The 13977-nt window shown below is 35.6% G+C and carries 7 protein-coding genes; all 7 read right to left on the minus strand.

Annotated elements, in window-relative coordinates; translation table 11 throughout:
• Positions 1 to 76 precede the first annotated feature (76 nt).
• The 7 genes from ACM55H_RS05525 to ACM55H_RS05555 all read right to left on the minus strand — a co-directional run bounded on the left by ACM55H_RS05525 (position 77) and on the right by ACM55H_RS05555 (position 13712).
• On the minus strand, positions 77 to 2218 hold the full coding sequence (locus tag ACM55H_RS05525) for a bifunctional aldolase/short-chain dehydrogenase (protein WP_416835555.1): 2142 nt from the start codon (positions 2216 to 2218) through the stop codon (positions 77 to 79).
• Between the two features lie 43 nt (positions 2219 to 2261).
• Positions 2262 to 3311 (minus strand): L-rhamnose/proton symporter RhaT, encoded by a 1050-nt coding sequence (rhaT, locus tag ACM55H_RS05530; RefSeq protein ID WP_416835556.1) that lies wholly within the window; start codon positions 3309 to 3311, stop codon positions 2262 to 2264.
• 226 nt (positions 3312 to 3537) lie between these two features.
• Positions 3538 to 6225, minus strand: a complete 2688-nt coding sequence (locus tag ACM55H_RS05535; protein ID WP_416835557.1) for a family 78 glycoside hydrolase catalytic domain — start codon at positions 6223 to 6225, stop codon at positions 3538 to 3540.
• Between the two features lie 56 nt (positions 6226 to 6281).
• Positions 6282 to 7274 (minus strand): alpha/beta hydrolase, encoded by a 993-nt coding sequence (locus ACM55H_RS05540; RefSeq protein ID WP_416835558.1) that lies wholly within the window; start codon positions 7272 to 7274, stop codon positions 6282 to 6284.
• On the minus strand, positions 7271 to 8911 hold the full coding sequence (locus tag ACM55H_RS05545; protein WP_416835559.1) for an alpha-L-rhamnosidase-related protein: 1641 nt from the start codon (positions 8909 to 8911) through the stop codon (positions 7271 to 7273). Before ACM55H_RS05545 ends, ACM55H_RS05540 begins: the two co-directional genes overlap by 4 nt.
• A gap of 106 nt (positions 8912 to 9017) precedes the next feature.
• The gene (locus ACM55H_RS05550; RefSeq protein ID WP_416835560.1) at positions 9018 to 10499 is read right to left on the minus strand and encodes a RagB/SusD family nutrient uptake outer membrane protein; all 1482 of its coding nucleotides are present in this window, start codon (positions 10497 to 10499) and stop codon (positions 9018 to 9020) included.
• Positions 10500 to 10616: 117 nt separating this feature from the next.
• Positions 10617 to 13712, minus strand: coding sequence for a SusC/RagA family TonB-linked outer membrane protein (locus ACM55H_RS05555; protein ID WP_416835561.1), 3096 nt, complete (start codon positions 13710 to 13712; stop codon positions 10617 to 10619).
• Positions 13713 to 13977 lie beyond the last annotated feature (265 nt).

A 13977-nucleotide genomic window follows, 5' to 3' on the forward strand; every position in this document is an offset into this window, starting at 1 on the left:
TTTACAAATTTAAATAAATCTAACGTCCGAAAGATACGGACGTTAGAAAAATCAATCTAAAAACCAAACATCTAATTTATCTATAAAAGCCCATTGCTACTCCACCGTCTACATTCAAAGCATTTCCTGTTGATTTATTCAACAAACCACCTACGAATGCAAAACAAGCATTAGCAATATCATCCGGCAATATAATTTCATTCAACAACGTACGTTTCGCATAGTAAGCCGGCAATTCAGCTACTGTTACGCCATACGCTTTGGCACGACCTTCAGCCCAACCGCCTGACCAAATATTAGAATCAGAGATTACAGCATCCGGATTTACTGTATTCACACGGATTTTATCACCGCCTAATTCGGCAGCCATCAAACGTGTTAAGTGAGCCTGAGCGGCTTTTGCTGAACCATAACCAGGGTTATTGGGTCCTGCAACTACTGCATTTTTAGATACAATATTCACTAAATCCCCACCAAATCCTTGTTTGCGCATGACTTCAATTCCGGCTTTAGAAACAATAAATTGTCCTTTTACCAAGATATCATATAATTTATCCCAGTCTTCTAAACTGTGTTCTGCAATCGATTTTGAAATACTGATTCCGGCATTATTTACTACAATATCTACCCCTCCAAATGCTAAACAAGCAGCATCTAAAGCTTTTTCAGTACTTTTTTCATCTGTTACGTTTAGCAAAGCACTTGAAACGGCATCTTTACCAAAAGTTTTGATAAAATCAGCTGTAGCTCCTTCTAAACGTTCCTCATTGATGTCGTTGATAACCACACAAGCACCTTCTTCTGCAAATCTTTTTGCGATAGCTTTACCAATTCCACCCGCAGAACCTGTAATCAAAGCGATTCTTCCTGACAAGGCTTTTGGTTTTGCCATACGTTGTAATTTAGCTTCTTCAAGCAACCAATATTCAATATCAAAAGCTTCCTGGCGAGGTAATGAAGTATATTCTGAAACTGCTTCCGCACCTTTCATCACGTTTACCGCATTAATATAATATTCTGATGCTAAACGCGCCATAGTTTTATCTTTTGCAAAAGTAAACATCCCTACTCCAGGATATAAAATCACTACAGGATTTGGATCACGCATCGCCGGTGAATTCGATTTCTTACAGGTATTGTAATAGTCTGAATACATCTTACGATACGCTTCAAAAGCAGGAGTTAATTTTGCTTTAATCGCTTCCACATCTGATAAATCTTCGTTTGGATCTAATTCCAATACCAAAGGACTGATTTTAGTACGCAAGAAATGGTCTGGACAAGAAGTTCCAAGAGGAGCCAATTTCTCCAAATCATTTGAATTAATGAATTCCAATACTCTTGCATCATCTGTATAATGACCAATCATTTTACGCTCTGAAGAACAGAAACCACGTAATATAGGAGCTACTTTAGCCGCTTTCAACTGACGTGCCGCTACATCTAAACTTTCTATTTTTTGACCTCCAAAAACAGCACGGTTTTTTCCGTAGTTGCTTTCCAAGTATTCTGCACATTTCTCGATTACTTCAAGTGTGTTGATGTAACTTTCATAAGAAGTATCTCCCCAAGTAAACAAACCGTGAGAACCTAACATTACTCCTTTTAATTTTTTTCCACGAGCTTCAGCTTCTTCAAGACAAGCACGCATTTGTAAACCCAAGTCGAAACCTGGACGTTGCCATCCCACCCAACCAATTTCTCCGTTGAATAACTCTTCTGTAATTTTTGCCCCGTCTTTTGCAGCAGCAATAGCAATTGCTGCATCTGGATGCAAGTGATCGATATGTTTGAACGGCAGGAAACCATGCAAAGGGGTATCAATAGAAGGCGCTTTTGACGCTAAGTCAAAAATACAATGATTAAACAATTCGACCATTTCGTCTTCAAATTCAATACCTCTATATACGTTCTCTAAATTGCGAAGTCTTTCTAAATAAAGTGCCGCACAACCTGATTTTGTTAATGTTCCAATATCTCCACCAGAACCTTTAATCCACATTACTTCAGAGTCAGCTCCTGTTAATGGGTCTTTGTCAGTAATTTTCACGGAAGTGTTTCCACCACCATAGTTCGTTAGTCTCAAATCGGCTCCCAATAAATTAGAGCGATATATGAAAAGTGCTACTTCATCTCCTGCTAATTCCTTAGCTTTAGCTTCATCCCAAAGGTAGCTTACGTGCTGAAAAGTCATGTTATTTGTATTTATATTTGACATAGTGTTATATTAAAAGTGTTATTAAAACTAGATTGTTTGATTATTAAAGTGAATTACCAATACCCACCAAAAAGATAGAAGCTAGTATCAGACCAATACCCCAAAGGAATGTTCGGAATGTTTTTTTGGATACTCCAGACCATTCTTTGAGATAAAATCCCCAAAAGTTAGCTGTTAGAATAATGGTTGCCATGTGTAAAATCCAAGAACTGGCTCCGTTACCTAATTTGCTTTCGCCCATTCCATAAAAGAAGAATTGTAAAAACCACATCGTACCTGCAAGGGCTGAGAAAAAAGTATTTTTAGCTATTGGAGTTTTATTATTTGTATAATCTCCAAAAGTTTTATTCTTAAAATTAAGATACATACACCAAATAAAATTGGTAGTCAATCCGCCCCAAAGCAAAACAATATAGGTCACATTATTTTGAAACAAAGGATTAAATCCTTGTCTAACAGCTTCATCAGCCATCGGTTTTCCTGCTTCTATTCCATAATTAAAGAATGAACTAAGAATTCCTGATATTACGGCTATAATCAATCCTTTTACCAAGTTAAAATCTTTGTCTTTGCCTTCATGGCCCGTAGCGAAATCAGCTTCTTTGAGCATTCCTGCTTTCCCAGAAATAGCAATACCAATTAAACAAACTAAAACCCCTAACAAAACAATTTGACCTCCAGTATTAGAAAGCATATCAGTAAAAGAAACTTTACCGGCAACTGGATAAAAATTATAATAAATAGAAGGTACTAATGCTCCAAAAGCAGAACAAAAACCCAATGTAATGGAGTTCCCTAATGACATTCCCAAATAACGAACACCAAGACCATAAGTAAGTCCTCCGATTCCCCAAATCAACCCCATTGAATAGGTAACTGCTTTTACTGTTGGAACCGCTGCGCTAATAATCTCGACAAAATTAGGTATCGTCAAATAAGCTGCAATTGGCGGAACAATTAACCAAGAGAAAAATCCACCTACAATCCAGTAGCTTTCCCAAGCCCAACCTTTTACCTTTTTGAAAGGCATATAAAAACTTCCTGAAGAGAAACCTCCTATCGAGTGAAAAAGAATTCCGAGTAATGATTCCATTTAATGTTAATAATTTATGGTTAATGATTCTGGTGTTGTAAAATAAGAGAATATCTAAAACAAAACAGTCCTATACAGTCCTTATAAAAACACCTTTTTTTACTATTTTTTAATGATATATTTACTTTCAAAAACGATTTAAAGAACAACTATTATATTGCCTTATCTTTTTTACAAGGCAATACAATAGTTTTTAGCCAGATTTACTTTAGATTGAAAAAGATCGTTACAATTCCATTTCAAAATGATACTTTCCTGATCCAACAGTTTTGCTTTTAGCGTTTAAAACCGCTTTATTTTCTTTTACCGTTTCTATTTTGTTTGTTGGAAATTCAATTGTAGCATTTGTATTGACAGGAACCTCTACATCAAGAATAAATTTGTTGTTTTCTATTTTCCAAGAAGAGGTAACTACCCCATAATTCGTTTCTAAACTTCCTTTGGCATAAGTCAAATTCCCACCTATTTCAGGTTTAATGACAATATTTTTATATCCAGCACCTTCCGCTTCTTTGGTATCAATACCTGCAATTGTTCTATACATCCAATCTCCCACTGCGCCATAGGCATAATGATTAAAAGAAGTCATACTTGGATCTTGAAAAGTACCGTCTGGTTTCATAGAATCCCAACGTTCCCAAATTGTAGTTGCTCCGTGAGCTTTTATTGGATACAACCAAGAAGGATAAGTATCTTGAAGCAACAATTTGTAAGCGACATCATTTCTTCCAAAACGAGTCAAAACTGGATTTAAGAAAGGTGTTCCTAAGAATCCTGTAGTCAAATGATACTCGTAACTTTCGATGTTTTTTACCAAACGATCAACTGCTTGCGCTCTTAAGTTTTCTGGTAACATATCAAATTGTAAAGCCAAAATATAAGCGGTTTGTGTTTCCGAAATTAACTTGCCTGATGCCGTCATATATTCGGTTTGAAATGCTTTCTTGATGCGTTCCAAAAGTGCTTGATATTCCTGTACTTCATCAGTTTTACCTAATAAAGTAGCGGCTTTTATCATAATTTGAGTATTGTAGGCATAGAAACATTGGGCAACCAAATAGTTATCGGTAATGGCTGACTTCATTCCTATCATCCCTTTCGAATCATCCACTCTATAGCTCAACCAATCTGCAAACTGAAAACCAGTATTCCACAAATCATTTTTGGCTGTACTTTGCACATAGCCCAAATACGCTTTCATACTTGGATATTGTCTTTCAACGATTTCCTTGTCGCCAAAACTCACATACATATTGTACGGAATAATAATGCTGGCATCTGACCAACCGGCAGCTCCAACGGGCATATCAAAAAAAGATCCTTTCAAAGCATTTGGAATAACAAATGGCACTGCTCCATTTTCTTTTTGATCCGCCGCAACATCAATTAGCCATTTGGCAAAAAACTGATCCACATTAAAATTGAAGGAAGCTGTTCTTGAAAATACTTCGGCATCACCGGTCCAGCCTAAACGTTCGTCACGCTGCGGACAATCCGTAGGCACATCCAAGAAATTCCCTCTTTGACTCCATTGAATATTAGATTGTAATTTGTTTATGTATGCATTTGAAGTTTCAAAAGAACCTGTTTTTTTAATATCCGAATACAAGGCAATAGCTGTAAAATTATCAGGATTTATCTTTCCTGTAATTCCTTCTACTTTTAGATATCTAAAACCAAAAGTCGTAAAATGAGGTTCGAAAGTTTCAATTCCATTACCACTTAAAATGTAAGTAGCTTGTGCTTTGGCAGAACGTAAGTTTTCAAAATAAGGGGTTCCTTTTTTATCTAACATTTCTACATGAGAAAGTTTGATGATATCTCCAGCTTTTCCTTGTACACTTACTTTTACCCAACCTGCTAAATTTTGACCAAAGTCCAAAATTGTTTCTCCTTTTGGAGAAGTCAAAACAGCAATTGGTTTTAAATTTTCGTGTTTGCGAATCGGTTCATTGATGGCAGCCGTAATATAATTTGTTGGAAAGTCTTTACTGACAACATTGTTCCATTTGCTATCATCAAAATTAGCAACGCTATAGTTTTTTTGTTCTAAACGCGCATCCTGAACTTCACCATTGTAAATTTCAGAAGAGATAATGTGGCTATTGCTCGCTTTCCAAGAAGTATCAGAAACTACCATTTCAGATGTTCCGTCAGTATATTTAATTACCATTTGAAACAGTAATCCCGTTTCTTTTCCATAAATATTTTGTCTGTTTTCCCAACCTAAACGCGTGCGGTACCAACCACTTCCTAGCAATACTCCAATGGCATTTTTTCCTTCTAAAAGCATATTAGACACGTCATACGTCTGGTATTGCAAATGCTTATCATAACTGGTCCAACCTGGAGACAAATAGGAATCTCCCATTCTTTTTCCGTTGATTTGAACTTCATACAAACCTCTTGAAGTTACATATACTTTTGCGGAAGCTATTTTTTTATTTGTCAAAAATGATTTTCTGAACATGGGTACAATACCATTTACGGTATCGCTTTTTAAACCAGATCCTATCCAAGTTGCTTTCCATTCATTCGAATTAAGCAAAGCGGTTCCAAAAGAAGCTGTTGCCCATTTAGAAGAAGTTCCTTGGTTATCCCAAACACGCACTTGCCAAATGTATTTCGCATTAGAAACTAATGGTGAACCCGCGTATTTATTAAAAATTGACGCTTCTGAAGCTACTTTTCCAGTTGACCAAACCGTGTTATTTCCTTCTTTAACCTGAATTTCGTAGGCAGTTTGTTTTACGTTTCTTTTATTAGAGACCAATTGCCAGCTAAAACGGGGTGTTTTCACTCCAATACCAATTGGATTAGATGCATTTTCGACAGTAAGATTACGAAGTTCGGTCTGTGCAAAAGCTATCGTACTGAAGCAAATGAGCCATAAAAGTAAAATGTGTTTTTTCATATTTTAAATTTTTGATTTATTTTATTTATTTATTTTATTTATTTATTTTATTTATTTTATTTATTTATTTTTAAAATCCAAGTCATACAAGAGTCTATCCACTCTACATCACTACTTGGATTATCTATCCCGTAACCATGTCCACCTTTGGCATAAAAAAAAGATTCGACCGGAACTTTATTTTTTTGCAAAGCCGCTATAAACAAAATAGAATTTTGCACTTTAACTGTATTATCATCCACAGCATGCGTGATAAATGTAGGAGGTGTATCAGAGGTCACCTGAAGTTCATTAGAATATTCTTTAATTTTCTCCCCATTAACTGGTAGATTCGCTAATTTTTGTTCTGATGTTTTCCAATCACTCATAATTGTTTTCAATTCATTAGGAGCTAATCCTTCACCTATCAAATTATATCTTGACCCCATATGCGTCAAACTATCCGCCATACTGATAACAGGATAATTTAAAACCATAAAGTCCGGACGCAAACTGGTTTTTAGCGGATTGTCAATTAGTGCTTTTTGATAATGTGTCCTGGCTGTAGAAGCTAAATGTCCTCCTGCCGAATTCCCTTCAATACCAATTTTATTAGGATTGATTCCCCATTTTTTGGCATTCTCCCGAACCAACTGAATCGCACGTTGTGCATCCTGCAAAGGAACTATTTGTTTATTATAAACATATAGCGCATTTGGTAAACGGTATTTTAAAACAAAACCTGCAATTCCTTTTTCGTTTAATTTTTTCGCAATATCATACCCTTCATGGTCAATTGCTAAACCCGAATAACCTCCACCAGGACAAATAATAACTGCTATACCAGTAGCTTTACTTTTCTCTGGCAAAAAAACAGTCAAATCCGGACTAGCAACCCTCAAAACAAAATGAATCATTTTATTTCCTGATTGGAAAACAGCTGTTGTGTCCGTCAATCCTGCTATCTCTTTAGAATTAGGTACTTTTCCATTGTAAAGTGGAATTACTTTTTGAGCATTACTAATTGTAAAGCTCAATAAAAGGACTAAAATTGCTGCTTGTTTTATCATTTTTGAAAGATTTCAGGATATTTTCTAATAAAATACACTGGGGTACAACTCCAAGCGTGGCAATAACTGTTGACCAAAAATGCATTGTATGGAGATAAGAAATCGTTTTTTGGGTCGTAAACTTCCCAGAACGTATCCGCTCCTTTATTGACCATGTCACCCCAATAATTAGTAATGATATCTTTGGCTTCTTTTTTCATTCCCACTTGTATCATCGCCTCGATAACATAATGATATAAATACGGAGCTCCCGGATACACTACATTTTTTGTAGTTGGTAATGCTTTTAATGCTTTTGCGCCTTCAGCTTTTGTGGCAACACCGCTCAAAACCATCCAAGCTTGTGAGCAATAGGAAATTTGTTTGTCTTTTCCGCTTACAAATAATCCGCTTTTGGCATCGTATAAATTTTTGTGTGCCGCTTTTGTCATTTTTTCGATAAGAGCAGGCAATTCAGCTACTTCATTTTCTTTTCCTAGCATTTTAGCCAGTTCGTATGTGTTTTTGTAAGCCCAAATCACAACTCCCTGCAATCCGGCTTGCTTATTTAGACCATCTCTCCAGTCAAAAAACAACCACCATTCTTTATTGGCGCGTTCGTAATCCATCATGCCATCAGCCCCGATGTATTTTTTTGGAATTTCGATTTGATTTTTGGCTACTTGCCAAAGGTCTAAGGCCGTTTTTTTATCACCTGTAGCTACAAAATATTCTTTCAGCGCCACATTATAAATAAGGGCATAATCAAAAAGAGGATTGATTTGTGGATGCGGTGTAGGACGTTCAAACACATTGGAAGGCGCAACACCATCCTCATAACTCAATCCTGCCAACATATAAAGGCAATGTTTGGTAAGATTATGATTTTTGAAAGAATAATTATTAGCCAATGATTCTAAATATAAATCACCAATCCAAAGGCGTCTGTCGCGTTTTGGACCATCTTCATAAACGGTTTGCATACATTCTTTGAGTGTATTCAACCCAATTTGGTCAATTTTTTTTATTAATTCAGGTGTTGTCGCAGCCAAAGGTGCAGCTGGTTCCTTTACCGAAGTAGTCGCTTTTACAGAAATATCCGAAACTTTAAAATCAGAATATACCGAACTTCCCAATACTTCAATTTTCACATAACGAAACGCCACTCGGCGCGGTATGGTGATTGTATTAGGAACTTCAGATACAGTAACGATTTCGTCTTGCAACCAAGCACGGCTCAGTTGACCATTGTATGGATCAAAAGGTAAAGCAGCTTCGGCAGGAACTTCTGCAAAAGTAAATTTTAATCGTAAAGCCGCATCAGCAGCTCTTTTCATATCTTCAATCTTAAAAGTAACGAATCCAGTAAGGTGTTCACCAAAATCCAGCACCACACCTGATTGTTTCTTCATGGAACGCGTATACAAACTGTCCATAGGTTGCTTTGAAACAACTTTCCAACCTTGATATGCTTTTTCGTCTTTTACAACAGAAACAATACCAATAGGTCGTTTTACGGTTTCAATCAATTTAGGTTTTGTTGCTTCGGCAATGTCAAGCCATCCTGCTCTTTGTTTTTGGTAAACATCCTGTGCAAAAAGGCCTCCACTTACCAATAGACAACTCACCAGTACAATAGAGAAATATATTTTTTTCATTTTTAAAAATTAATTAAGAATTGAAAGTTACCTAAAAAACCAGGTAAGGCTTCATGCCGTACCTGGTTAATACTAAAACAAACAAACAAACAAACAAACAAACAATTTAAAAATTTGGTGATAACAATGACTCACTTGCTGGCAAAGGAAACAACAAATCAATTTTTGCAAATGCTGCCGGTGATGGATTTATTCCTGTTGGATAATAATACGTTTGTGGATTTGCTTTCATTCTTGCACCATAAGCTGCCATTACACTTTCGGCATTTCCCGTACGTACCAAATCTAACCAACGTTTGTTTTCAAACGCTAATTCCACACGTCTTTCTGCTAAAATTGCAGTACGTAAATTAGCCTGACCAATTGCTGTTGAATTAGCTAAACCTGCACGATTACGGGTATCATTTAAATAATGAGATACACTTTTCCCTTGTTCATTTAATGCTTCAGCATACAATAAAAGTACTTCAGCATAACGGTAAACAGGCCAGTTAGTACCTGTGATTCCAGCTGTAGCGTGTGGTTGTAACAATTTTTTGATATAAGGATATGTTATACCATCGCTTAAAGTTGTTGTTGCTATAGATATATTTTTTCTTAAATCTCCTGGCTCATAAGCTGCTAACATTTCTGGAGTAGGAATATTAAAGGCTTCAATATTAAGAGCTTGTGCATTAGAAGCTCCTGTAATTGAAGCAACTTGTGTCGCTGGCATTGGCATTGGTAACATCTCATAGATAAAACTGCTGGCATACCCTTCAGTTCCTTCTTTGTATTGTACTTCAAAAACTGATTCTGAATTGTTTTTGTTGTTTACTGAAAATACTGATGCATAATCCCCTAAAAGAGCGTACTCACCTGAGTCAATCACTTCTTTTAGAACAGTTTCTGCATTAGCCCAGTCTTTCTGAACTGCGTACACATTTCCTAATAATGTTTTAGCAGCTCCAGAAGTTGCTCTACCTGGTTCCTGTGCAGATTTTTTTGGCAATAATGTAGCCGCTTGAGTTGCATCGGTAATAATTTGAGCATAAACAGCAGCCACTTCTGAAAGTGGTAACGCCGCTTCTTCTCTCGTTGTAACCGGAGTTAAATGCAAAGGCACTTTACCATAATATTGAACCAAATCAAAATAGGCTAACGCACGTAAGAAAAGCGCTTGTCCTTTGATGTTGCTTTTAGAAGCTGCAGCAAAATCTACACCATCTATTGGTGCTAACACTTGATTCGCTCTTGCGATAATTTGAAAATCAGTAACATATTTAGCCGTAGACGCTGTGTTATTAGGGAGGTTAGAAAAATCTGAAATATTTTCAGGATCTGGTGCCCCTCGGTAACCAATACTATATATGTAACGGGTATTATCGGAGCGCATTTCACCCATAACCCAAGCTCCTTGACCTGCCGCTCCATTATACAAAGTTCTTAAAGGAGCATAAGCACCATTAACTGCCTGTTGAAAATCAGCTTCTGTTTTATAAAAAGTAGCAGTACTTAGAGACGTTTCAGAAGGCAATTCTAAGAAATCAGAATTGCAAGAACTTAGAAACAAGCTCAATGATAATGCGGTAATTAGTATCTTTTTCATGATATTTTAATTTTTTAATTATTTAAACCTAGGCTTTAAGTTATTATGCAGTTTATACTTGAAATAAATCTTATACAAAATACTTAAAGCCTTAGTATATAGTTTTAGTTTAGGTTATTAGAATCCAACATTTATACCGAATGTAAGCGTTCTTGGTACTGGATAGGTTCCCCAATCCATTCCTAAATTAAGCGTGCTTCCTCCAACACCATTTGCTGATGAACTTACTTCTGGATTAGATCCTCTGTAATTTGTAAAAGTATATAGTTGTTGTACTGAACCGTAAACACGAGCAGTTTTGAAAAATTTACCATTTGTAGGGATATTATATCCTAAAGTAATATTTTTAATAGCTAAATAAGAACCATCACTCATGAAATGTGTACTTGCCCAATCACGTTCCATATAAGTAGCAACAGTAGTTGTTCCATAATGGCCATCCCCAGGATTAGCTTCTGAACGCCAACGGTTTTTAACATCTTTCAATACATTGAATACACCATCTAAGTTAGTAGTTCCTTGATCCGTCAATACCATTATATCATTTCCAAAAGAACCAGAGCAAACAATTGATAAATCGAAATTTTTGTAATTAAATGTATTTGTCATTCCAAGTAATGCTTTTGGAAATGGATTTCCAATAACCGTACGGTCATCATGATCACCACCAAAAGTAATAACACCATCCCCATTTACATCTTTGTATTTTATAGTACCAACATGAGAATCAGCTGCTTTTGGGGAACTATCAAATTCCGCTTGATTTTTATAAACACCTTCTTGAATCAAACCGTAGAATTGTCCTAATGGTTGACCTACTTGAGTAATCGTTCCAGAAATATTTCCAAACCCTCCGTAGATACGATCAATACCATCCGCTAAAGCCAATACTTTGTTTTGGCTGAATGAAATGTTTAAGTTAGTGCTCCATTTGAATTCACCTGTCAAGTTTTTAGTATTTAAACTAAATTCATGTCCCCAGAATTTAATTTCACCTACGTTGTCATTGAAATTTGTAAATCCTGATTCTTGCGGTACTGCAACGTTATACAATAAATTAGTTGTGTTTTTAGTATAAAAATCATACCCAAAACGAATGCGATCATTAAATAATCCTAAATCTATACCTAAATCTAATTGACTTGTAGTCTCCCAACCTAAGTTAGAATTACCCAATGAAGATACTGCAGCACCACTGGCAACTGTATTACCAAACACTGAATTTGATGAATTATTAATCAAAGCATATTGTGTATAATTTCCAATATTATTATTCCCAATAATACCATAACTAGCTTTCAATTTTGCAAAAGAGATTGCTGGTATTTTTTTAGCAAAATCTTCTTCTGAAATAATCCAACCTGCTCCAACTGATGGGAAATTTCCCCAACGATTATCTGAACCAAAACGAGAAGAACCATCACGACGAATAGCTGCCGTTAATAAATACTTTCCTTTATAATCATAATTCACACGAGACAACAAAGAGGTCAATGCCCATTCTTGCGTATCAGTAAAAGTTTGTGTACGATCAATATTCAAAGCAGACTGAATAGTATGAATACGGTCATCAGGGAAGTTTGTAGCTTTGATTTGAGATAAATCTAAGCGAAAGTTTTGATTGGTGTACCCAACTAATACTTCTAGATTATGGTTCCCAAAACTTTTTGCATAATTAGCAGTATTTTCATTTAACCAAGACATATATTTAGTATCCGTATTAACTGCACTTGCCACAATAGGAGGCATTGTAGCAAATAAAGTAGATGCAGTCGATGGGTTGAAATTTTTAAATGCTGAATTCCCTAAATCTACATTGAATGTTGATTTCAATACTAAACCTGGAATTGGTTCATATTGTACTTTAGCATTAGACAAAATTCTAGATGTTTTTGTCTCATTTGTAATTTCTTTAGCAGCACGGTACCAGTTTGGCGTAGAAAAAGCACCGTCAACTGACAAAGGCAATGTACCATCTTCGTTTACATATGAAGCTGTTGGCCATGTTAACATAGCATTATTAAACAAACCGCCTGGAACTGCACCTAAATAACCCGCATAAAAAGCCCCGTCTGAACTTGGAGTATTGTTGATGGAATAACTTGGAGCGATATTGAAACCTATTTTAACTTTATCCGATACTTCATATTCTGAATTGATACGCAAAGAGTAACGTTTAAAGTTAGAATTAATCATTATACCGTCTTGATTAAAAATTCCAAGAACAGCTGAAGTACTCAATTTATCTTTATTGGATGCTATCGAAAAGTTATAACTTTGCATAGGCGCAGTTCTCAATAATGCATTGTACCAATCCGTTGATTTTCCTTCGTATTGAGAAGGATTTTGAAATTTAGCTGGTACTGGCTGACCTAAATCTTCATAATATTCTTTTTGAAACTGAGCAAATTCAACAGCATTCATCAAATTAGGACGACCTTGTTGAGGAGCAGTTTGTGTTCCAGTAAAGATATTGAAACTCGTCGTTGTTTGATTTTTCTTGGCTTGTTTTGTAGTGATTAACACTACACCATTAGCTGCTCTAGATCCGTATAAAGAAGTTGAAGCAGCATCTTTTAAAACGGAAAGATTTTCAATCTCATCTGGATTAATACCACTGATGTCTCCTACGATAGGAAAACCATCCACTACATATAAAGGATCACTTCCTGCAAGTAGAGAAGCTTGACCACGAATTCTAATAGCCATTCCACCTCCTGGCTTCCCAGTAGTTTGATTGATTTGTACACCCGCTAATTTTCCTTGCAACTTTTGAGTTATTTGAGCTACTGGAATGTCTTTTAATTCTTTAGCATTTAAAGTCTGTACTGAACCTAATGATTTCTTCTTAGTCTGACTACCATATCCTACAACAACTACCTCATTCAAGACTTTGTTGTCTTGTTCAAGAGAAACAATGATTGAGGTTTGATTTCCCACTGCTACACTTTTAGTAGTATAACCCAAAAAAGTAAATTCTAATGTTCCTTTATTTCCTGCATCAATTTTAAAAGAACCGTCAAGATCAGTATTGGTTCCTTTATTAGTTCCTTTCACCAAAACATTAACACCTATAAGTGGTTCATTTTTTTCATCAGTCACTTTTCCCTGAATAATTTGTTGTGCCATCGCTTGGGTACAGAATCCCAAATACAACACCAATGCCTTAATCAGGAACAGGGCAACTCGATGTTGTTGTAAAAACTTCTTCATTTTCTGGTTTTTTTTAGTTAGTATTTATTTATTCTTGGATTTTTTTATACATAACATATTTTTATGTTTTATATATTTCAAATTTAACAATACACTTTCTAACAACTGTCCTACGCAATCGTAATAGAAATAGTCGTTTCAATTCTTTTTATTTATTATAATAATCAAAATTAATAATCAAAACAGGTATGAAAGACATGCATTGTCAATAAAAACGGGAGATTACAGTTTTTTTTAATTTCAAAAAAAAACACCATAAGTAGTT

The sequence above is a fragment of the Flavobacterium cryoconiti genome (genome assembly GCF_048158645.1).
Classification (GTDB): Bacteria; Bacteroidota; Bacteroidia; order Flavobacteriales; family Flavobacteriaceae; genus Flavobacterium; species Flavobacterium cryoconiti.